A 22,046-nucleotide genomic window follows, 5' to 3' on the forward strand; every position below is an offset into this window, starting at 1 on the left:
GGCCGGGCCGTCGTGCAATCCGTCGCCGGGGCGTTGCCGCGGCGGCATTCGCAGTCAGACCTATCAAGGAGACACACATGACCGTTTCGACACAGCTCAGCAGGGACACGCTGCTGGATGCGTATCGGCTGATGCGCACGATCCGCGAATTCGAGGAGCGCCTGCACGTCGAGTTCGCGACCGGCGAAATCCCCGGCTTCGTTCACCTGTACGCGGGCGAGGAGGCCTCCGCAGTCGGCACCATGCTGCACCTCGGCCTCGAGGACTATGTCGCCACCACGCACCGCGGGCACGGCCACTGCATCGCGAAAGGCGTCGACGTGCACGGGATGATGGCCGAGATCTACGGAAAGAAGACGGGCGTTTGCCACGGCAAGGGCGGTTCGATGCACATCGCCGACCTGTCGATGGGGATGCTCGGCGCGAACGGGATCGTCGGCGCGGGCGGCCCGCTCGTGTGCGGCGCGGCGCTCGCGGCCAAGCACAAGAAGACGGGCGGCGTCGGGGTGTGCTTCTTCGGCGACGGTGCGTCGAATCAGGGCGTGATCTTCGAATCGATGAACCTTGCGTCGGTGTGGCGGCTGCCGGCGATCTTCGTGGCCGAGAACAACGGTTATGCGGAAGCGACGTCGTCGAGCTGGTCGGTCGCGACCGACAACATCGCCGACCGCGCGAACGGCTTCGGGATGCCGGGCGTGATCGTCGACGGCTTCGACTTCTTCGCGGTGCACGAAGCGCTCGGCGAAGCTGTCGCACGCGCACGCAATGGTGGCGGCCCGACGCTCGTCGAAGTGAAGTTCACGCGCTATTTCGGTCACTTCGAAGGCGACGCGCAGACCTATCGCGCGCCGGGCGAAGTGCAGAAGCTGCGCGACGAGAAGGACTGCCTGAAACATTTCGAGACGCGCGTCGTGCGTGCCGAGGTGCTGACGACCGACGAACTGCGCGCGGTCGATGCGCAGGTGAAGGCGCTGATCGACGACGCGGTCGCGCAGGCGAAGGCCGCGCCGCTGCCCGACGCGGCCGACTTGCTGACCGACGTGTACGTGTCGTACCCGTGAGCGCGATGTGACACAGCGGCCACCGGCCTGCAGCCGGCACGGCGAACCCAATATTCCAGGAGACGGACATGGCAAGGAAGATCACTTATTCGCAGGCGATCAACGAGGCGCTCGCGCAGGAAATGGCGCGCGACGACAGCGTGATCGTGATGGGCGAGGACAACGCGGGCGGCGCGGGCGCGCCGGGCGAGGATGACGCATGGGGCGGCGTGCTCGGCGTGACGAAGGGGCTGTTCCACAAGTTTCCGGGCCGCGTGCTCGATACGCCGCTTTCGGAAGGCGGCTACATCGGCGCGGCGGTCGGCGCGGCCGCGTGCGGGATGCGGCCCGTCGCGGAGCTGATGTTCATCGATTTCATGGGCGTGTGCTTCGACCAGATATTCAATCAGGCCGCGAAATTCCGTTACATGTTCGGCGGCAAGGCCGTGACGCCGGTCGTGATCCGCGCGATGTACGGCGCCGGCCTGCGCGCGGCCGCGCAGCATTCGCAGATGCTCACGTCGCTGTTTACGCACATCCCGGGGCTGAAGGTCGTGTGCCCGTCGACGCCTTACGACGCGAAGGGGCTGCTGATCCAGTCGATCCGCGACAACGATCCCGTGATCTTCCTCGAGCACAAGCTTCTCTACACGCGCGAAGGCGATGTGCCTGAGGAATCCTATGCGATTCCGTTCGGCGAGGCGAACATCGTGCGCGACGGCGATGACGCGACGATCGTCACCTACGGCCGCATGGTGCACCTCGCGACCGACGCGGCCGCGAAGCTCGCGAAGGACGGCATCCAGGTCGACGTGATCGACCTGCGCACGACGTCGCCGCTCGACGAGGAAACGATCCTCGAAAGCGCGGAGCGCACCGGGCGCGTGGTGGTGGTCGATGAAGCGACCCCGCGCTGCTCGATCGCGACCGACATCGCCGCGCTCGTCGCGCGGCGCGCGTTCCGATCGCTCAAGGCACCGATCGAGCTCGTGACCGCACCGCACACGCCCACGCCGTTCGCCGGCGTGCTGGAAGACCTTTACATCCCATCCGCCGACGCGATCGCGCAGGCGGTACTGAAGACGAGGAGCTGACACGATGTCGATTCACATGATCACGATGCCCAAGTGGGGGCTGTCGATGGAGCAGGGGCAGGTCAACGGCTGGCTGAAGGCGATCGGCGAACGCGTGACGAAGGGCGACGAAGTGCTCGACGTCGAGACCGACAAGATCTCGTCGGGCGTCGAGTGCGCGTTCGACGGCACGCTGCGCCGACAGGTCGCGCAGGAGGGCGAGACGCTGCCGGTCGGTGCGCTGCTCGGCGTGGTGGCCGCGGCCGAGGCAAGCGATGCCGACATCGACGCGGCGATCGCGGAATTCCAGCGCGATTTCGTGCCGGCCGCGGCCGCCGACGACGCGGCGGGCCCGCAACCCGAGAAGGCGCAGATCGGCGGACGCACGGTCCGGTTCCTGAAACTCGGCGACGGGTCGGGTACGCCTGCGGTGCTGATCCACGGCTTCGGCGGCGACCTGAACAACTGGCTGTTCAACCACGCGGAGCTGGCCGCGCATCGGCCCGTGTGGGCGCTCGACCTGCCCGGGCACGGCGAGTCGGGCAAGGCGGTCGACACGGGCAGTCTCGACGAACTGGCCGACGCGGTGCTCGCGCTGCTCGACGCGCAGCACATCGATCGTGCGCATCTGATCGGGCATTCGATGGGCGGCGCGGTCGCGATGGCCGCGGCCGAACGCGCGCCGCAACGCGTCGCGTCGCTGACGCTGATCGCGAGCGCGGGGCTCGGCACCGATATCAACCGCGCCTATATCGACGGCTTCGTCGCCGGCAACAGCCGCAACACACTGAAGCCGCACCTCGGCGCATTGTTCGCCGACGACGCGCTCGTGACGCGACAACTGGTCGAGGATCTCGTCAAGTACAAGCGGCTCGAAGGTGTGCAGGCCGCGCTGGAGAAGATCGCGAACGCCGCGTTCGACGGTGCGTCCCAGCGGCGCGTGTTCCGCGACGGCGTCGGGGTGCTCGCGCCGCGCACGCTCGTGATCTGGGGCGAGCGCGACGAGGTGATTCCGGCGCAGCATGCGCAGGGCTTGCCGGACGGCGTGCGGGTCGAGGTGATCGCCGGCAGCGGCCACATGGTGCAGATGGAGGCGGCTGCCGACGTGAACCGCTTGATCGTCGCGTTTCTCGGAGACTGACGATGGCCGCCGCGCTCGAACGACCCAGCCTCACCGCGCTCGGCCAGCCGGGCGCGAGGAGCCGAGACAAGCTCGCGCGCATTCCGGTGCGCGTCGAGCCCGCGGCCGGCGCGGCGCTGCCGAAGCCGCCGTGGCTGCGGGCGCGGCCGATGATGAGCGGGGCGGTCGCCGACATGGCGGCCGTGCTGCGCGATCATCGGCTGCATTCCGTCTGCGAGGAGGCGATGTGCCCGAACATCGGCGAATGCTTCGCGCAGCGCACCGCGACCTTCATGATCATGGGCGGACTGTGCACGCGGCGCTGCCCGTTCTGCGACGTCGCGCACGGCCGCCCCGATCCGCTCGATCCCGACGAGCCCGCGCGGCTCGCCGACGCGGTCGCGGCACTCGAACTACGCTACGTCGTGATCACGTCGGTCGATCGCGACGACCTGCGCGATGGCGGCGCTGCGCATTTTGCGGCCTGCATCGCGGCGGTGCGCGCGAGCGTGCCGGGCATCGGCGTCGAGGTGCTGACGCCCGATTTCCGTGGCCGCGTCGCGCGGGCGCTCGATGCGTTGTCGTCAGCGTGGCCGGACGTGTTCAATCACAATATCGAGACGGTGCCGTCGCTGTATCGGGCGGCGCGGCCGGGCGCCGACTATCGCGGTTCGCTCGAACTGCTCGCGCAGGCGAAGGCCGCGCGGCCGACGCTCGTGACGAAATCGGGCTTGATGCTCGGGCTCGGCGAGCGCGACGACGAGGTGCGGGGCACGCTGCGCGACCTGCGTGCGCACGAGGTCGACGTGCTGACGCTCGGCCAGTATCTCGCGCCGTCCGCGCACCATCTGCCGGTGCGCCGCTACGTGAGCCCCGATGCGTTCGCCGCATGGCGAGACGAGGGGCTGGCGCTCGGGTTCAGGGAAGTCGTTGCCGGTCCGCTCGTGCGGTCCTCGTACCACGCGGCCGACGTGCTGGAGGGCGCGTAGGCCGCGCGCCATGCGTCATGAGCCGTATGCGCTGACGGCCGGTTGCGTGCGGCTGACGTGGCGCAGGTAGAGCGCGAGGCCTGCGCCCGCGAGCATCAGGCTGATCGTGTTCGCGAACCAGAAGCCGCGCGCGCCGGTCAGCCAGGCGGGCGCGATGCCGCCGACGTCGAAGCCGAGCACGTAGCCGCCGCCGAGCCCGACGCCCCATAGCGCGACCGCATAGATCACGGTCGGCACGACCGCGACCTTGTACGCGCGCAGCACGAATGCGGACGTGATCTGCAGCGCGTCGAAGAAGTGGTAGCAGGTGACGATCGCGACGAGCGGCAGCGCGGCGGCGGCCACGGCCGGGTTCGGTGTGTAGCCGCCGACGATCAGCGGACGCAGCGTGAACACGAGCACGCCGTACGCCGCCGCGATCCCGCACGCGAGCATCACGCTGTGCCGGCCGAGCAGGCGTGCCTCGTCCGGGCGGCCGGCGCCGAGTGCGCGTGCCACCAGCGTCGACGCCGCGACGCCGATCGACAGCGGCGTCATGTACAGCACCGCGCCGATGTTGCCGGCGATCTGGTGGCCGGCGAGCGTCGTCGTGCCGAATTGCGCGATGAAGAGTGCCATGCACGTGTACGACGTGACCTCGATCAGGTATGACAGGCCCATCGGCACGCCGAGCTTCAGGATCGCCTTCTGGCGTGCCCAGACGGGCCAGCAAAAGCGCGAGAAGATCGAAAGCGGCGAGAACACGTCGAGCTTCGCGAGCAGCGTGAAGCCGATCAGGGCGAGCGCCCAGTTGATCAGCGTGCTGGCGAGCCCGCAGCCGGGCCCGCCGAGGGCCGGCACGCCGAAGCCGCCGAAGATGAACCACACGTTGAGGGGAAACTTGAGCAGCAGCGCGCCAACCTGCAGGATCATCGCCAGGCGCGGCTTGCCGGCCGCGTTGGCCAGCGCGTTGTAGATCCGGAACACGAGGCTCGCCGGCAGGCCGTACGACAGGATTCGAAGGTATTCGACCGTGCGATCGTGCAGCGCGGGCGGTGCGTGCGCGATGTGCAGCAGCGGTTCGGGAAAGTGCAGCAGCAGGAAGCCGGGAACCGCGAGCATCAGCGCGAGCCACAGCGCCTGACGGACTTCCTCGCCGATTTCCGCGTAGCGCCGCGCACCGTAAAGTTGCCCGGTGATGGGCTGCAGCGCGGACAGTATGCCCGTCATCCCGATGTAGACCGACACGTAGATCGACGAACCGAGCCCGAGTGCGGCCAGGTCGATGGCCGAATACCGGCCGACCATCGCCGTGTCGATCACGCCGAACGCGATGATCGCGAGCTGGCCGACGAGCACCGGCCACGCGAGACCGACGATCCGGCGGATGTCGGCGAACATCGTCAATCGACGGTCCGGTGGCGCGGGCCGCGGCGCTTGACGGGCGCCGTTGGCCGCTCGATGCGCTCGTACAGGCGGAAGCGTTCGTCGCGGTCGGCGACGCGACGGCCTTCCCACACGAGACGCCACACGTATTGCGACATCGCGCTCGGCTCGCCGAAGTCCGCGCGGTCCTGGCGCAGGATCACGTCGCAGTCGCCCGAGAATTCGAAGTGCATGTCGCCGAAGTACGCGAAAGTCGCGATCTGCGCATCGCCGAGCCGCACGGGCGCGATGCACTCATAGTCTTTCGGCAGATGCGACGCGATCTGTTGCGCGACATCGCTGTAGGTCCGGCCGTAGTTGACGATCGGCAGCCACAGCGTCATCAGCAGCACCCACATCAGCGTGGTGCCCGCGCCCGACAGCACGACGCTGCGCCACAGCACCTTCGGCTGGCGCGAGATGCGCCAGCGCGCGAGCAGGCACCAGCACACGGTGACGATCACCGCGCAGATGAACGAGAGGATCTTGAAGTGCGGTTCGTAGCCCGGCACCAGGCGCGCGAGGTTGCGCGCGAGCGGGTGCGGGAAGCCGGTGAGCGACGCGAGCCATACGAGCCACACGAAGGTGCCGAGGATCGTGAAGCTCAGCACCGCGAACCAGTCGAACGCGTTGATCGCGCCGCGCTTGAGCGTCGGCAGCGCGAAGGTAGCGAGCACCGCGAGCGGCGGCAGCAGCAGCATGTACATGCGGTTCGACTGCTGGCTCTGCAGGATCACGAGCGCGACGAGCGGTACCACGACCGACAGCGGAATCGCGATGTGCGCGCGGCGGCGCATGCCGGCCCAGCTCCACCACGCCCAGATCGCGAGCGGCCACGCGGGCCACGTGAAGAGCGGCAGGTTCTTCGCCGCGTAGGCGAGCACCGCGGTCGGCGGGCCCGAGAAGCGCATCAGGCTGCCGTGGATCCACTGATTGAAGAACCACGCGGCGTCGTCGGGTGCCGCGTGGAACGCGGCGAGCGGCCACAGCGCGAAGATCGCGGCCGCAAGCGGCAGGCCGATCAGCGGCAGGCGCAGGTTGCGCATCTCCGGCGTGACGAGCCACAGTGCGGCCGTGCCGGCGAGCAGCGCGACGACGAGCACCGGGTTGCCGGACAGCGCGACGAGGCCGATCGCGACGCCCCACCACAGCGCACCCTGCATCGGCTTGTCGATGCCGCGCACGATGCCGTACACGAACATCGCGATCCACGCGAACTGCGCGAGCTGCGGCGTCGTTTCGTGGCCGCGCTCCGCGAGCCCGAAGCACGCGACGAGGACCAGCAGCGCGCCGTCGGCGAGCGTGCGACCGTAGTCCCGCGGCTCCGGCTCGCCGCCGAATGCGTACTTGAACGGCTGGACCTCGGCGCGCCGGCCGAGCAGGTAGGCGGCGTACCAGACGAACGCGCACGCGACGCAGAACAGCACGCCCGTGTCGACGCGCGACGCGTTGCTCGCGTCGACCCACGGTGCCAGCGCGCGGATCGACAGCGCGCCGAGCCAGTAGCCGAGCGGCCCGTCGGTCGTGATGAACTTGCCGACGAGATTCGGCAGCAGCCAGTCGTGCCAGCCGCCGGTGGCCATCGTCCACATCACGCCGAAGCCTGCCGCGTCCTCGTTCTTCCACGGGTCGCGGCCGAACAGGCCGAACGCCGCGTAGACGAGGCAGAGCGTAAGCAGCAGCCAGCGCGGCAGCGCGCGCGTGGCGGAGGCGGTGAGACGAACGACTGGCTTCATGCAGATGAGTGATTTGTTATGAGCAGGCGGCCGGCGCGGTCATGCGCCGACGGCGCCGGATTCGGGCATCCGGCATTGTAGACGCGCCGGCCGTTGCGCGTCGGACGATTGCCCCTGCACCGGCCGCCGTGCGGCGTTTTCCCGGCGAGCGGAGACAAAAAAGGGCAGCCTGGGCTGCCCTTTCGTGCGGTACCGGTGCGTTGCAACCACCGGATCGGTGCGAAGCTTACTTCGCGACCTTGCCGCTGGCGCGTGCGCCGAACTTGTTCTTGAACTTCTCGACACGGCCTGCCGTGTCCATGATCTTTTGCTGACCCGTGTAGAACGAGTGCGATTCCGACGACACTTCGATCTTGGCGAGCGGGTAGGTCTTGCCTTCGTGTTCGATGGTTTCACGCGTCTGGATCGTCGAGCGCGTGATGAACTTGAAGCCGTTCGACATGTCTTGGAAGACGACTTCGCGGTAGTCCGGGTGAATGCCAGGTTTCATGATGTTCCTTGGTGAGAGCGGTAGCCAACCCGCCGCTTGCCGTGCCGGACCGCGCGCATTCGCACGATTCAGCCGACGTCAAGCCCGGCGCGAGCCACTTGCCTAAGGTCGAAAAACGGCGATTATGCCAGAAAATCAGACGGTTGACGAATAATTTTCATCACGCGTCAAGGGCGCCCGTCCGGGCCGGATCCTGTCGATAGTAGCGGGCGAGCAGCCGGTAGAGCTCCGGAAATTCGGACTCGAACGCACGCGGTCGCACGAACAGCGCCTCGCTGCACACCGCGAAGAACTCCGACGGGTGATCGGCCGCATAGGGGTCGATCAGCGAGTCGCGCTCGAAGCGCGCCCACGCGCGATCCGGCACTGCATCGACGCGCGCGCAGAACTGGTCGTATGCATGCTCGAACACGTCGGCCCACGCCTGCGCGTCGAGGTGCGGCGCGTGCCAGCGGCGAAAAAGGGGCGGATACCCGTCGGCCTCGCCATTGACCATGTCGATCTTGTGCGCGAACTCGTGGATCACGACGTTGTATGCGTCGCGGCCGTCCGTCATCTGCGCGTCTTCCCACGACAGGATCACCGGGCCGCCTTCCCACGCTTCGCCGCTCGCATCCTGCTCGACTTCGTGGACGACACCGTCCTCGTCCTGCACGGTCTTGCGGATGACGAATTCACCCGGATACACGACGACGCCGACCCAGCCGTCGTACAGCGACAAATCGAGGTTCAGCACGGGCAGGCACGCCTGCGCGGCGATCGCGACAATCATCTCGTCGGTCAGCGCGAGTCCGTGCGCGGTCGAGAACGATTTCTTCGCGATGAACAGGCTCGTCAGCTCGCGCAGCCGACCTAGATCGCCGGGCGACAGCGCGTCGAGGAATGGCAGGCGCGCGACGGTGTCCCGCCACAGCTCGTCGGGAATCGGATGGCTGCGCAGCGCGCGGTCGCGGCGGCGGTCGTCGAGCCAGCGGGTCAGTTTCGAGAGCATGGAAGCAGCGCGGGAGAATCCAAAGCCTGTCTTTTAACTCAATCGATCTCTTTTTGCCATGCCGCGAAGAGGCCGCCGACGAGCGCGACGCCCGCGAGGAAATAGAAACCGTCGAGCGACGCGAGGAACGACGCCTGTTGCGCGACCATCCGCGCGATCGATGCGATCGCGAGGGCGTGCGCCTCGTTCAGCGCATGGCCGGCAGCCGCGTAGCTGCGCGTGAGCGCGTCGACGGTTTGCTGGAACAGCGGATCGAACACGTTCGCGCGCTCCACGAGCCGCGTCTGATGTACGGCCAGCCGGTGCTGCTCGACGATGATCACCGACGACGTCGCGAACGAGATCGTCAGTTGCCGCACGATGTTCTTCAGCCGGTAGCCGTGCGTGTATTCGTCGATCGCGAAAATGCGGAACGTCAGGTTCGCGACCGGCAGCACGATGAACAGCAGCAACAGCCCGCGCAGCAGCAGCGGGACGATCAGCGCGGCCTCGCCGACCTGGGGCGTCATCCGCGTCATCCACAGCGCTGCGACGATCGCGATCGCGAACCCCGGCACGACGAACCATTTCTTGTGCGTGACGCGCTTCGCGTGGCGCAGGTAGACGAACAGCGCGGTGGCCGAGATCAGCGACATCGTGCCGACCAGGCGCCCGGCGTTCTCGACCGGATAGCCGAGCCCGCCTTCGAGCAGGCGGGAGGTCAGGTAGCTGAAGCCCGTCGACTCGTAGTAATAGAACATATACAGCAGCAACCCGACCTGGAACGTGCGCTCGCGAAACGCATGCAGTCGCACGAGCGGCGTCGGATGGTTCCACTGGTGATAGGCGAACCACGCGAGCGCGCCAAGTCCCCCGATCGTCAGCAGGATCAGCATCGGCGAGCCGCTGTAGAGCTGGTAGTGCACCTGCTGCAGCACGATCTGCAGCGCGCCTTGCGCGAGCGCGAATACGATGTACGGCCAGAAATGCCCGGAGCCGCGCTCGTCGTCGGGCGTTCTGCCCGAATCGGGCAGCGTGAGGAGCGCGAGAATCGCGAACGCGATGCTGGCGGGCGCCGTGCACGCGAACAGCGCGCGCCACGTCAAATGCGCGACGAGCAGCCCTCCGACGATCGGTGCAAGCGCGCTGCCGAGCAGGATCATGATCAGGAACGCGCGCGTGGCGGGCGGCCGCTCCTGCGGCTTGAAGCTGATCTGGATCAGGATCCGGCATGCACCCATCATTGGGCCGATGAAGTAACCCTGGAAGCCGCGCGCGAACGCGAGCTCGAGCGACGTGTCGGCGAGTGCGGCCGCGATCGCGCCGAACGAGAACATCAGCATGCAGCCGGCGACGTAGCGGCGATGGCCGAGCCGATCGACCCACCATTGCTGCTGCAGGATGCCGAGCACGGCCGTGACCGCATACGCGCTCGACGACCACACGAGCTCGTCGGGCGACGCGTTGATGCCGCCCGCGATGTAGCTCGCGAAGAACGAGAAGGCCGCGTTGTCGAAGTAGTCGATGCCGGTCACGAGCGCTAGCGCCCACGGGAACAGGTCCGCGCGCAGGTTCGCACGGCTCCACAGCGGCGGGCGACCCGGCGCGACGTTCATTTCTGATCCTTGCGCGCGCGCCGCGTGCCGGCTTCGGCTTGCCGCTGCGCGATCAGCGTGTCGGGGTTTTCGCCGGCGAGGCGCCGTTCGATGTAGTCGATGTCGTGCTGCAGTTCCTTGCGCAGCGCGACGGCTTCCTTCAGCTCGCGCTGGACGGCCGCAATCCGCTGGTCGAGCGTGTCGATTTGCTCAGCGAGCCCCGAGCGGATGTCGCGCAGCGACGCGTCCGAATAGCGGCGCCTGCCGTCGCCCGTTTCTTCCAGCGGGCGCTTGAGCATCTCGGTGATGCCGTGTAGCGAAAAGCCGAGCGCGCGCAGCCGCAGGATGCGGGCGAAGCGTTCGAGATCGGCTTCGTCGTAGAGGCGATAGCGGCCGCCGCTGCGTGACGGCGTGACGAGCCCGCGCTCTTCGTAATACTTCAGTGTGCGCGGCGTGACGCCGAGCCGCGACGCGGCGTCGCTTACGGTCAGCGGTGAGGGGGGGGCGTCGTTCGGCATTGGATTGGCGCGGCGTCGGTTGGGGCGATGGCGCGATTATAGATCAACCTGTACGTTCACGTTCAGGTTGACGTGAAAAAACGGCTGCCGGGCGAAATGCGCGGGCAGCCGTTCGTTGCGGTGCGGGGGCGATCAGCCGCCGCGGCGCATCAGGTCGAAGAACTCGGAGTTGCTCTTCGTCTGGCGGATCTTGTCGAGCAGGAATTCCATCGCCTCGACTTCGTCCATGTCGTGGATGAACTTGCGCAGCACCCAGATCTTTTGAAGGATCTCGGGCTTGATCAGCATTTCTTCGCGGCGCGTGCCCGACTTGTTCAGGTTGATCGACGGATAGACGCGCTTTTCCGCGAGACGGCGCTCGAGGTGCACTTCCATGTTGCCGGTGCCCTTGAACTCTTCGTAGATCACGTCGTCCATGCGGCTGCCGGTTTCGATCAGCGCGGTGCCGATGATGGTCAGCGAGCCGCCTTCCTCGATGTTGCGCGCCGCGCCGAAGAAGCGCTTCGGGCGCTGCAGCGCGTTCGCGTCGACACCGCCCGTCAGCACCTTGCCCGACGCCGGGATCACGGTGTTGTACGCACGTGCGAGACGCGTGATCGAGTCGAGCAGGATCACGACGTCGTGCTTCATTTCGACGAGGCGCTTGGCCTTCTCGATCACCATTTCGGCGACCTGCACGTGACGCGTGGCCGGTTCGTCGAACGTCGAAGCGATCACTTCGCCGGCGACCGAGCGCTGCATTTCGGTCACTTCTTCAGGGCGCTCGTCGATCAGCAGCACGAACAGGATGACGTCCGGATGGTTCTGCTTGATCGCGTGTGCGATGTGCTGGAGCATCACGGTCTTGCCCGACTTCGGCGACGCGACGAGCAGGCCGCGCTGGCCCTTGCCGATCGGCGCGATCATGTCGATGATGCGGCCCGTGACGTTCTCTTCGCCGCGCATTTCGCGTTCGAGCGACAGCGGCTTGTTCGGGTGCAGCGGCGTGAGGTTCTCGAACATGATCTTGTGTTTCGAGGCCTCGGGCGGCTGCCCGTTGACTTTGTCGACCTTCACCAGCGCGAAGTAGCGCTCGCCGTCCTTCGGCGTGCGGACTTCACCTTCGATGGTGTCGCCGGTGTGCAGGTTGAAGCGGCGGATCTGCGACGGGCTGATATAGATGTCGTCGGTGCTCGCGAGGTACGACATTTCCGGCGAGCGCAGGAAGCCGAAACCGTCCGGCAGCACTTCGAGCGTGCCGTCGCCGAAGATCGTCTCTCCCGTCTTGGCGCGCTTTTTGAGAATGGCGAACATCAATTCCTGCTTGCGCAGGCGGTTCGCGTTTTCGATCTCCAGGCCATTGGCCATTTCGATCAGTTCGGACACGTGCAGAGACTTGAGCTCGGATAAATGCATACGGAGAACCCGCCAGGGAGGAGATGCGACGAAAAGAAATAAGGGAGGAGGGCGAGCGGAAGCGCTCTGAGACTTAATGCGTCTTGTAGACGTTTTTTGATTCTAGCATACGCCGATTCGCGCCTGAGCGGCCGATCGGCGGCTTGACGGCGGACGTGTTGTCGGTTGACAACACGTCCGCGGAACAGCCGGTATTACAGGTGGCTGTCCAGGAATGCGGTGAGCTGCGACTTCGACAGCGCGCCGACCTTCTGCGCGGCGGCCGCGCCGTTCTTGAACAGGATCAGCGTCGGGATGCCGCGCACGCCGAACTTCGCAGGCGTTGCCTGGTTGTCGTCGACGTTGATCTTCGCGATCTGCAGCTTGTCGCCGTAATCCTTCGCGACTTCGTCGAGGATCGGGGCGATCATCTTGCACGGGCCGCACCATTCGGCCCAGAAGTCGACGAGCACGGGCTTGTCGGATTTGACGACGTCCTGTTCGAACGATGCGTCGCTGATGTGTTTGATCTGTTCGCTCATTGGGTCAATACCTCTTACGGTTCGGGGACTGCCTGCTCGGCGCGTTGCGGCGCTCCGGCGGCCTTGTCGGCTGCCGGCCGCTGCCGCAGGTCACTCCCCTCTCCGGAAGGAAGGGCGTAAGCGCTGCTTGGCGCGGCTCGCGGGTCGTTCGGGCGTCATATTAGCCTAAATTGCTATCTGCTGCGGGCGGCGATAGTAGCCGCTACGCGAGTAGGGGTACGACGCGCCGTTTGACCGTTGTGTCCCGAACGTGGAGGCCGGCGCGCAAAATACAAGAGTCACGAAGCGTCACGATATATGACCGCGGGTTCGCGCCGGATTGGAGAGCCCGCACGCGCGTCGGTTTGCTCGATCTTTGGCCTTGTTGCGAACAAACGGTCGCATTCGGCCGGAAGCGGTGATAGAATATGCCGTGACGGGCCTCCTCGCATGGTGGGGCGGTGAACCTGGTCAGGTCGGGAACGAAGCAGCCACAATCGTTTTCCGCCAGTGCCGAGGGTCGGGCTCGTCACCTTTCCTCTCGCCCCGTTCGCCGGGCGTTTTTTATTTCTGCGTCATTCTCCGTTCTACCTGCGCATTGCCCGTCTTCCGCACCGTTTCACGTGTCGGCGCGACGCAGCGTTACTGATACAATTTCCCGATGACCTATCAAGTTCTCGCACGCAAGTGGCGTCCGAAGGATTTCGCTTCGCTCGTCGGCCAGGAGCACGTCGTCAGGGCGCTCACGCACGCGCTCGACGGCGGGCGTCTCCATCACGCCTATCTGTTTACCGGAACCCGCGGCGTCGGCAAGACGACGCTGTCGCGGATCTTCGCGAAGGCACTCAACTGCGAAACCGGCGTCACGTCGCAGCCGTGCGGTGTGTGCCGCGCGTGCCGCGAGATCGACGAAGGCCGCTTCGTCGATTACGTCGAAATGGACGCGGCGAGCAACCGCGGCGTCGACGAAATGGCCGCGCTGCTCGAGCGCGCGGTGTACGCGCCCGTCGATGCGCGCTTCAAGGTCTACATGATCGACGAAGTGCACATGCTGACGAATCACGCGTTCAACGCGATGCTGAAGACGCTCGAGGAGCCGCCGCCGCACGTCAAGTTCATCCTCGCGACGACCGATCCGCAGAAGATTCCCGTCACGGTGCTGTCGCGCTGCCTGCAGTTCAACCTGAAGCAGATGCCGGCCGGGCACATCGTGTCGCATCTCGAACGGATCCTCGGCGAAGAGCGGATCTCGTTCGAGCAGCAGGCGCTGCGCCTGCTCGCGCGCGCCGCGCAGGGCAGCATGCGCGATGCGCTGTCGCTGACCGACCAGGCGATCGCCTATTCGGCGAACGAAGTGACCGAATCGGCTGTGTCGGGCATGCTCGGCGCGCTCGACCAGACCTACATGGTGCGCCTGCTCGATGCGCTCGCGGCCGGCAACGGCCCGGAGATTCTCGCGATCGCCGACGAGATGTCGCTGCGCAGCCTGTCTTTTTCCACCGCGCTGCAGGACCTTGCGAGCCTGCTGCACCGGATCGCGTGGGCGCAGTTCGCGCCGGGCTCGGTTCTCGACGAATGGCCGGAAGCGGCCGACCTGCGCCGCTTCGCGGAGACGCTGAGCCCCGAGCAGGTTCAACTGTTCTATCAGATCGCGACGGTCGGACGCGCGGAACTCGGCCTTGCGCCGGACGAATACGCCGGCTTCACGATGACGTTGCTGCGGATGCTCGCGTTCGAGCCGGCCGTCGGCGCCGGCAGTGCGCCGGGCGGTCAGCCGGCCGTGCCGCGTGCCGTGCCCGCGGCTGCGCCGCGTGTGGCAGCCGCCGCGTCGGCGGCGCCCAAGCCGTCTTCGGAACAGGCAACCGCCGCGGGCGCAGCACGCCCGCAAGCGGCCGCTCCGGTCGCGCCCGCTGCGCGTCCGTCGCCGGCCCGGTCTGACGAAGCGGTGACCTCGCCTGCCGTGAAGCCTGTTTCGACGCCGGCAGCGGCAGCAGCCGCAGCGCCGCAGCCGGAAGCAAACCCGGCACCGCAGGCAGCACCGGCGAGCGATGCGCTGCCCGCTGTCCGCAACGAACCCGAATTGCCTGCTGCCGCCACGCGCAACGACGAACCAGCGTCGGCTGCCGAACAGGCGCCGCGTGCCGCGCCGGCCGAGCCCGTCGCGCGCCCGGCGGCCCGCGGCGGTGCGGCTGCCGCACTCGACGTGCTACGCAATGCCGGCATGCGCGTGTCGTCCGACCGTTCGCGGGCGGGCGGCGCGTCGAAACCGGCGGCGGCCCAGCCGGCCCCGGAGAAACCGGCGGCATCGCGACCTGCCGTGCAGGTGCCGACGCCGCGCGCGGCGGCACGCGCGCCGCAGCCAGCCGACACGCGCCAGGCCCCGCCGCCGTGGGAAGACATTCCGCCGGACGAATACGTGCCGCTCAGCGCCGACGAGATGTTCGGCGGTGCGGCTGACGACGGCTTCGTACCTGTGTTCGACAGCGGCCCCGATGACGTGCGCATTGCGCCGAAGGCAGCGGAGGCCCGTCCGTCCGCACCGGTCGACACGCGCCCGCTGCCGCCCGCGATCGCGCTCGACCCGGTCGGCTTCGACGGCGAATGGCCGGCGCTGGCCGCACGGTTGCCGCTGAAGGGCGTCGCGTATCAGCTCGCGTTCAACAGCGAGCTGACGGCCGTCGACGCGACGACGTTGAAACTGTCCGTGCCGGTGCCGCAGTACGCGGACGCCGCCCAGGTCGCGAAACTGAAGGCCGCCCTGGCCGACGCGCTCGGCAAGCCCGTCGAGGTCGAGGTCGAGGTCGGGCCCGCGCGGCGCACCGCGGCGGCGCTGGATGCGGCCGCGCGTGCGGCACGCCAGCGCGAGGCCGAGCAGGACATCCATGGCGATCCGTTCGTCCAGCAACTCGTGCGTGACTTCGGGGCGCGTATCGTCGAAGGCTCGGTGCGGCCGCTCGCCGATTTGGCGCCGGACGGCACATCCCCGACGCTGCATTGAACGAATCGCACCGCGACAGGCACAATCACGCCCGCACATATTGACCGGCGCGCGCCGCGTGCCGGTTTTCACACGATCAAGAAGGAGTATTCCCATGTTGAAAGGCAACCTCGCCGGACTGATGAAGCAAGCGCAGCAAATGCAGGAAAACATGAAGAAGATGCAGGAGCAGCTTGCGCAGATCGAAGTCGAAGGGCAGTCGGGTGCCGGGCTCGTCAAGGTGACGATGACCTGCCGCAACGAAGTGCGCCGCGTGGCGATCGACCCGAGCCTCCTCGCGGACGACAAGGACATGCTCGAGGATCTGGTCGCGGCAGCGTTCAACGATGCCGTGCGCAAGGCCGAGGCGACGTCGCAGGAAAAGATGAGCGGCATGACGTCCGGCCTGCCGCTGCCCCCGGGCTTCAAGCTGCCGTTCTGAGCGCAGCGTCCGTTCAGTCCGATCAGTTCGTTCTGCTTTCAGCCGCCGTATGAAACAGCCGTCCGCCCTGTCCGCCCTCGTCGAAGCGTTGCGCGTATTGCCCGGCGTCGGGCCGAAATCCGCGCAGCGCATGGCGTACCACCTGATGCAGCACGATCGGGAGGGCGCGGAGCGGCTCGGCCGGTCGCTGCTGTTCGCGACCGAGCACCTGCAGCACTGCGAGAAGTGCAATACGTTCACGGAAGCGCAGATCTGCGAGGTGTGCAGCGACGAGGAGCGTGATCCGACGTTGCTGTGCGTCGTCGAGACACCGGCCGACCAGATCATGCTCGAGCAGACGATGACGTATCGCGGGCTGTATTTCGTGCTGATGGGGCGGCTGAGCCCGCTCGACGGAATCGGCCCGAAGGAAATCCATTTCGACCGCCTCGTGCGGCGCGCGTCCGACGGGATCGTCAAGGAGGTCGTGCTTGCGACCAACTTCACGAACGAGGGCGAGGCCACCGCGCACTACCTCGGCCAGACGCTGAAGGCGCGCGGGCTCGCGGTCACGCGCCTCGCGCGTGGCGTGCCGGTGGGCGGCGAGCTCGAATACGTCGACGCGGGCACGATCGCCCGCGCGATGCTCGACCGCCGCACGATGTAAGCCGGGCGCCGCCGGCCGGCGGCGCCGTTCCTCATGTCAGGGAGACACATGAGCGCCAGTCAGGGCCCCCTCGCGGGCGTCAAAGTGCTCGAATTCGGGACGCTGATCGCGGGGCCGTTCGCGTCGCGCCTCTTCGGCGAATTCGGCGCGGAAGTGATCAAGATCGAGGATCCGAACGGCGGCGACCCGCTGCGCAAGTGGCGCAAGCTGCATCCGGAGCAGGGCGGTACGTCGCTGTGGTGGTCGGTCCAGGCCCGCAACAAGAAATCGGTCACCCTCAACCTGAAATCCGATGCCGGCAAGACGATCGCGCGGCAGCTCGCGCGCGAGGCCGACATCGTGATCGAAAACTTCCGCCCGGGCCTGCTCGAGAAGCTCGGGCTCGGCTACGACGTGCTGTCGGCCGACAACCCCGGTCTCGTGATGGTGCGCCTGTCCGGCTACGGGCAGACGGGCCCGTACCGCGACCGGCCGGGCTTCGGCGCGATCGCCGAATCGATGGGCGGGTTGCGCCACATCACCGGCTATCCGGACCTGCCGCCGCCGCGCATCGGCATCTCGATCGGCGACTCGATCGCCGCGCTGCATGGCGTGATCGGCGGGCTGATGGCACTTCACCACCGCAAGGTGAACGGCGGCGCGGGGCAGGTGGTCGACGTCGCGCTGTATGAAGCGGTGTTCAACATGATGGAAAGCGTGGTGCCCGAGTACGGCGTGTACGGGATGGTGCGCGAGCGCACCGGCGCGTCGCTGCCGGGCATCGTGCCGTCGAACACCTACGCGTGCCGCGACGGCAGCATTGTGATCGGCGGCAACAGCGACCCGATCTTCAAGCGGCTGATGAAGGCGATCGAACGCGACGATCTCGCCGACGATCCGGCGCTTGCACGGAACGACGGCCGCGTGCCGCGCACGCAGGAGATCGACGATGCGATCGCCGCGTGGCTCGCGCCGCGCACGATCGACGAGGCGCTTGCCGTGCTCAACGCGGCGGACGTGCCCGCCGGGCGCATCTACAGCGCCGCCGACATGTTCACCGATCCGCAGTTCGTCGCGCGGCAGATGATCCAGCGCTTCAAACTGGCCGACGGCACGGACATTCCGCTGCCGAACATCACGCCGAAGTTGTCCGGCACGCCGGGCGAAACGCGCTGGCTCGGGCCCGAACTCGGCGAGCATACGGACGAGGTGCTGCGCGGCCTCGGCTACGACGCACAGGCGATCGCCGCGCTGCGCGAGGCCGGCGCGATCTGAGTGCCCCAAGGCCGGGCGCTTCGCGTCGGGCTTCCGCGAGGGCGGCCTCTTCCGAGGGGCACGCTTTGGGGCGGAAAACGCCGGGCGGCACAACGTTGTCTCGCGCCCGCGGAACGCCGCCGTGCAATGCGGCGGCGCACCGCGCACGCGTCGTGCATGCAGGCCCGTCCGCAGCGGCCTGACTGTCGCTCTCGCGCCATCTTTCCTCGGTTACAATCGCCGGATGCGAATCCTACTCAGCAACGACGACGGCTATCTCGCCCCCGGTCTCGCCGCGCTCAGCGACGCGCTGCAGCCGCTGGCCGACCTCACGGTGATCGCGCCCGAGCAGAACTGCAGCGGCGCATCGAATTCCCTCACGCTGTCGCGGCCGCTGTCGGTGCAGCGCGCGACGAATACGGGTTTCTTCTACGTGAATGGCACGCCGACCGATTCGGTGCACGTCGCGTTGACGGGGATGGCCGACGCGAGGCCCGACCTCGTCGTGTCCGGGATCAACAACGGCCAGAACATGGGCGAAGACACGCTCTATTCAGGGACCGTTGCGGCCGCCACCGAAGGCATCATGTTCGGCGTGCCGGCCATCGCGTTTTCGCTGGCCGAGAAGGGCTGGGCGCATCTGACGGACGCGGCGCGCGTCGCCGCGGAAATCGTCGAACACTATCTCGCGCATCCGCTGCCCGGTCAGCCGCTGCTGAACGTCAATATCCCGAATCTGCCGTATGGGGAACTGAAAGGCTGGCAGGTCACGCGCCTCGGCAAGCGTCACCCGTCCCAGCCGGTGATTCGCCAGACCGACCCGCGCGGCGAACCGGTCTACTGGATCGGTGCCGCGGGTGCTGCGCTGGACGCGAGCGAAGGCACCGATTTCCACGCTGTCGCAAACGGTTTCGTATCGATCACCCCGCTGCAGCTCGATCTCACGCATACGCAAATGCTGCCCGCAACGCGCGAATGGGTGCGCGCAGGAGGGCGGGCTTCATGAGCGGCGAGCGCGCGAAGCGGTTTCCGCTCGCGCTCGAAGATCTCAAGCGAGCGCCACGCAAATCGGAAGGCCGGGCCGGCGAACGCCATGCGGCGGGCGCGGTGCCGAAGGCCGTCGACAAGTCCGCCGCCGTGCTGAAGCCGGTGGCGGTGAAGACGGGCGTCGCCCGCCCGGTGCCCGGCACGACCGCCGCGAAGCCGGCGACCGCGCCGAAACCGACCGCGCTGAAGCCGGCGATGCCCAAGCCGGCTGCGCCGAGCGTCGCGCCGGCCGGTGCGTTCGCGCTGACGTCGGAACGTGTGCGCGAGCGCATGGTCGAACGCCTGCGCGCGAACGGCGTGACCGACGCGCGCGTGCTGGATGCGATGGCCGCGGTGCCGCGTCACATGTTCGTGGATCCGGGGCTCGCGACGCAGGCCTATGAGGATGCCGCGCTGCCGATCGGTCACCAGCAAACGATTTCAAAGCCGTCGGTCGTCGCGCGCATGATCGAGCTCGCGATGGCCGGCCGCACGCTCGAGCGCGTCCTCGAGATCGGCACCGGTTGCGGCTACCAGGCCGCGGTGCTGAGTCACGTGGCACGCGACGTGTATTCGATTGAACGCATCAAGCCGCTCTACGAGCGCGCAAGGCTGAACCTGCGGCCGCTGCGCGTGCCGAACATCCGTCTGCATTACGGTGACGGGCGTGTCGGTCTGCCGTCCGCGGGCCCGTTCGACGCGATCGTGATCGCGGCGGCGGGGCTCGACGTGCCACAGGCGCTGCTCGAGCAACTCGCGATCGGCGGGCGGCTCGTCGCGCCGGTCGGCGCGCAGAGCGGGCAGCCTCAGGTGCTCACGCTTGTCGAGCGCGTCGCGCACGCGCAATGGAGGGAGTCACGGCTTGATCGCGTTTTCTTTGTCCCTTTAAAATCCGGAGTGATTTGAAACCGATGAGTATGTTGCGCGCGATGCAAAACAACCGAACCAGGGAACCGCTCACGTTCGCCCAGCGCGCGATCTGTGTGGCTGCGTTCTCCACGCTACTGGCCGCCTGTGCGACGCGGCTCGACAACGCGCCCGTCGTCGACCGCTCCGGAACGCTCGGCACGACCGCCGCCGCCCAGCCGGCGGTGCCGCTCGGCCCGCCGCCGCCCGGCTTCTACCGTGTGAAATCGGGCGATACGCTGTACCGGATCGCGCTCGAAAACGGACAGAACTATCGCGACATCGCCGCGTGGAACAACCTGGCGAACCCGAATCAGATCGAAGTCGACCAACTGCTGCGCGTCGCGCCGCCGGGCGGTGCCGCGGTTGCAGGCTCGCCGGCTGCCGCGCCGATCGCAGGCGCCGCCGTCGCGACCGCACCGCTCAGCAGCGGTCCCGCGACGCCGGCCGCAGGCTCGTCGTCCGCGGTCACGCCGCCGGCTGCCGGCGCATCGAGCGATACGGCCGCGGCGCCGAGCGGCCCCGTGACGTTCGCATGGCCCGTGCGCGGCCCGGTGCTGAACGGTTTCGACGACGCGAAGAACAAGGGCGTCAATATCGGCGGCACGTCCGGCGAGGCCGTGAAGGCGGCGGCCGACGGCCGCGTCGTCTACTCGGGCAACGGCCTGCGTGGCTACGGCAATCTCATTATCATCAAACACGATGCAACTTACCTCACGGCGTATGCACACAATCGCGCTTTGATGGTAAAAGAGGGGGACGCGGTAACGAAGGGGCAAAAGATCGCCGAGATGGGTAACAGCGATGCCGACCGCGTGATGCTGCATTTCGAGGTTCGCCGGCAGGGTAAACCTGTCGATCCGCTGAAGTATTTGCCGCCTCAATAACCGAGACGACCATGCCGAAATCGAAGCGCCACGAGCCGCAAGCCGAATCTGAGAAGATCAGTCGTGCCACGCAAGCATCGGTGGAGCGAGCTGGCGCTTCGACGGACGACGAGGACGACGTCGCGGAAAACGAACGTGATCTCGAGGCGCGCGACGCCGAGGCGGACGGCGACGACGAGCGCGAAGGCCGTGCGGAAGCCGCGCCCGACGTCGACGATTTCCGCGCATTGCTGCAGGCCGAACTCACGGCCGACACGATCCAGCATTACCTGAATCGCATCAGCGTGAAGCCACTCCTGACCGTCGAGGAGGAGCAGCGCTATTCGCGTCTCGCGAAGGCCGGCGAATTCGAGGCGCGGCAGGTGATGATCGAGCGCAACCTGCGTCTCGTCGTCAGCATCGCGAAGGGTTACCTGAACCGCGGCGTGCCGTTGCTCGACCTGATCGAGGAAGGCAACCTCGGTCTGATGCACGCGATCGAGAAATTCGACCCGACGCGCGGCTTTCGTTTCTCGACCTACGCGACGTGGTGGATCCGCCAGAGCATCGAACGGGCGATCATGAACCAGGCGCGCACCGTGCGCCTGCCCGTGCACGTGATCCGCGAACTGAACCAGGTGCTGCGCGCGAAGCGCCACCTCGAAAAGAATTCGATGTCGACGGGCGAGGCGGCCGAGCGCCGCGAAGCCAGCATCGACGACATCGCCTATCTCACCGGCAAGACCGCCGAGGAAGTCACCGACATCCTCGCGCTCAACGAGCACACCGCGTCGCTCGACGCGCCGCTCGATCTCGATCCCGCGAGCAGCCTGCTCGACCTGCTGCCCGACGACCAGAGCCAGTCGCCCGACGCCGAGGTGCAGCACCGCGAACTCGAGACGCTCACGCGCGCGTGGCTGTCGCGGCTGTCCGACAAGCATCGGCACGTGATCGAGCGCCGCTTCGGCCTGAACCACATCGAACCGGCCACGCTCGAGGAGCTGGCCGACGAGATGGGGCTCACGCGCGAGCGGGTGCGGCAGATCCAGCAGGAAGCGCTGGTGCGCCTCAAGCGGTTCTTTGCCTCCAACGGCGTGCGCAAGGACGCCGTTCTGTAACT

General features: G+C 67.3%; 20 protein-coding genes and 1 other RNA gene. 13 read left to right on the forward strand and 8 right to left on the reverse strand.

Annotation, left to right across the window (positions count from 1 at the left end; genetic code table 11):
* The first annotated feature begins 77 nt into the window (after positions 1 to 77).
* From DIE11_RS07815 to lipA, 4 genes are all read left to right on the forward strand, one after another.
* A complete protein-coding gene (locus DIE11_RS07815) occupies positions 78 to 1,061 on the forward strand; it encodes a thiamine pyrophosphate-dependent dehydrogenase E1 component subunit alpha (RefSeq protein WP_059604323.1) in 984 nt (327 codons plus the stop codon).
* A gap of 68 nt (positions 1,062 to 1,129) precedes the next feature.
* Entirely contained in the window at positions 1,130 to 2,134 is a 1,005-nt protein-coding gene (locus tag DIE11_RS07820; RefSeq protein ID WP_059604326.1) for an alpha-ketoacid dehydrogenase subunit beta, read from the forward strand.
* A gap of 4 nt (positions 2,135 to 2,138) precedes the next feature.
* Complete coding sequence (locus DIE11_RS07825; protein ID WP_124622626.1) at positions 2,139 to 3,254, forward strand: acetoin dehydrogenase dihydrolipoyllysine-residue acetyltransferase subunit; 1,116 nt, start codon at positions 2,139 to 2,141, stop codon at positions 3,252 to 3,254.
* Between the two features lie 2 nt (positions 3,255 to 3,256).
* Positions 3,257 to 4,222 carry a lipoyl synthase gene (gene lipA / locus DIE11_RS07830; RefSeq protein WP_124622628.1) on the forward strand — a complete coding sequence of 322 codons (966 nt, stop codon included), beginning with the start codon at positions 3,257 to 3,259 and terminating at the stop codon, positions 4,220 to 4,222.
* A 15-nt stretch (positions 4,223 to 4,237) separates the two neighbouring features.
* Here lipA and DIE11_RS07835 read toward each other — a convergent pair whose 3' ends face one another.
* From DIE11_RS07835 to trxA, 8 genes are all read right to left on the reverse strand, one after another.
* Positions 4,238 to 5,602: an MATE family efflux transporter gene (locus DIE11_RS07835; protein WP_124622630.1), complete on the reverse strand. Its 1,365-nt coding sequence runs from the start codon at positions 5,600 to 5,602 to the stop codon at positions 4,238 to 4,240.
* Between the two features lie 2 nt (positions 5,603 to 5,604).
* Positions 5,605 to 7,362 carry a glycosyltransferase family 39 protein gene (locus DIE11_RS07840; protein ID WP_124622632.1) on the reverse strand — a complete coding sequence of 586 codons (1,758 nt, stop codon included), beginning with the start codon at positions 7,360 to 7,362 and terminating at the stop codon, positions 5,605 to 5,607.
* A 226-nt stretch (positions 7,363 to 7,588) separates the two neighbouring features.
* Positions 7,589 to 7,852 carry a type B 50S ribosomal protein L31 gene (locus DIE11_RS07850; RefSeq protein ID WP_040144297.1) on the reverse strand — a complete coding sequence of 88 codons (264 nt, stop codon included), beginning with the start codon at positions 7,850 to 7,852 and terminating at the stop codon, positions 7,589 to 7,591.
* A gap of 160 nt (positions 7,853 to 8,012) precedes the next feature.
* Positions 8,013 to 8,843, reverse strand: coding sequence for a zinc-dependent peptidase (locus DIE11_RS07855; protein ID WP_124622634.1), 831 nt, complete (start codon positions 8,841 to 8,843; stop codon positions 8,013 to 8,015).
* Positions 8,844 to 8,881: 38 nt separating this feature from the next.
* Positions 8,882 to 10,438 (reverse strand): MFS transporter, encoded by a 1,557-nt coding sequence (locus DIE11_RS07860; protein WP_059604348.1) that lies wholly within the window; start codon positions 10,436 to 10,438, stop codon positions 8,882 to 8,884.
* Complete coding sequence (locus tag DIE11_RS07865; RefSeq protein WP_124622635.1) at positions 10,435 to 10,935, reverse strand: MerR family transcriptional regulator; 501 nt, start codon at positions 10,933 to 10,935, stop codon at positions 10,435 to 10,437. The genes DIE11_RS07860 and DIE11_RS07865 overlap by 4 nt, the downstream gene beginning before the upstream one ends.
* Positions 10,936 to 11,067: 132 nt before the next feature.
* Positions 11,068 to 12,330 (reverse strand): transcription termination factor Rho, encoded by a 1,263-nt coding sequence (rho, locus tag DIE11_RS07870; protein ID WP_006478662.1) that lies wholly within the window; start codon positions 12,328 to 12,330, stop codon positions 11,068 to 11,070.
* Positions 12,331 to 12,524: 194 nt separating this feature from the next.
* Positions 12,525 to 12,851 (reverse strand): thioredoxin TrxA, encoded by a 327-nt coding sequence (gene trxA / locus DIE11_RS07875; protein ID WP_006402348.1) that lies wholly within the window; start codon positions 12,849 to 12,851, stop codon positions 12,525 to 12,527.
* A gap of 414 nt (positions 12,852 to 13,265) precedes the next feature.
* On the opposite strand from trxA, the gene ffs reads away from it, so the two are divergent.
* The 9 genes from ffs (at position 13,266) to rpoS (ending at position 22,044) form a co-directional block, all read left to right on the forward strand.
* Positions 13,266 to 13,364: signal recognition particle sRNA small type (gene ffs / locus DIE11_RS07880), an RNA gene on the forward strand.
* A 127-nt stretch (positions 13,365 to 13,491) separates the two neighbouring features.
* Positions 13,492 to 15,828 (forward strand): DNA polymerase III subunit gamma/tau, encoded by a 2,337-nt coding sequence (gene dnaX, locus DIE11_RS07885; protein WP_124622637.1) that lies wholly within the window; start codon positions 13,492 to 13,494, stop codon positions 15,826 to 15,828.
* Positions 15,829 to 15,922: 94 nt separating this feature from the next.
* Positions 15,923 to 16,249, forward strand: coding sequence for a YbaB/EbfC family nucleoid-associated protein (locus DIE11_RS07890; protein ID WP_006755698.1), 327 nt, complete (start codon positions 15,923 to 15,925; stop codon positions 16,247 to 16,249).
* A 49-nt stretch (positions 16,250 to 16,298) separates the two neighbouring features.
* A complete protein-coding gene (gene recR, locus DIE11_RS07895; RefSeq protein ID WP_014896897.1) occupies positions 16,299 to 16,895 on the forward strand; it encodes a recombination mediator RecR in 597 nt (198 codons plus the stop codon).
* Between the two features lie 48 nt (positions 16,896 to 16,943).
* Complete coding sequence (locus DIE11_RS07900) at positions 16,944 to 18,149, forward strand: CaiB/BaiF CoA-transferase family protein (RefSeq protein WP_124622639.1); 1,206 nt, start codon at positions 16,944 to 16,946, stop codon at positions 18,147 to 18,149.
* 223 nt (positions 18,150 to 18,372) lie between these two features.
* The gene (gene surE / locus DIE11_RS07905) at positions 18,373 to 19,134 is read left to right on the forward strand and encodes a 5'/3'-nucleotidase SurE (RefSeq protein ID WP_059604358.1); all 762 of its coding nucleotides are present in this window, start codon (positions 18,373 to 18,375) and stop codon (positions 19,132 to 19,134) included.
* Positions 19,131 to 20,060: a protein-L-isoaspartate(D-aspartate) O-methyltransferase gene (locus tag DIE11_RS07910; protein ID WP_124622641.1), complete on the forward strand. Its 930-nt coding sequence runs from the start codon at positions 19,131 to 19,133 to the stop codon at positions 20,058 to 20,060. Before surE ends, DIE11_RS07910 begins: the two co-directional genes overlap by 4 nt.
* Positions 20,061 to 20,065: 5 nt before the next feature.
* Positions 20,066 to 20,947 carry a peptidoglycan DD-metalloendopeptidase family protein gene (locus DIE11_RS07915; RefSeq protein ID WP_124622643.1) on the forward strand — a complete coding sequence of 294 codons (882 nt, stop codon included), beginning with the start codon at positions 20,066 to 20,068 and terminating at the stop codon, positions 20,945 to 20,947.
* 11 nt (positions 20,948 to 20,958) lie between these two features.
* On the forward strand, positions 20,959 to 22,044 hold the full coding sequence (rpoS, locus tag DIE11_RS07920; protein WP_059604367.1) for an RNA polymerase sigma factor RpoS: 1,086 nt from the start codon (positions 20,959 to 20,961) through the stop codon (positions 22,042 to 22,044).
* The last annotated feature ends 2 nt before the right edge of the window (positions 22,045 to 22,046 follow it).

The sequence above is a fragment of the Burkholderia sp. Bp9012 genome (assembly GCF_003853825.1).
GTDB lineage: Bacteria > Pseudomonadota > Gammaproteobacteria > Burkholderiales > Burkholderiaceae > Burkholderia > Burkholderia diffusa.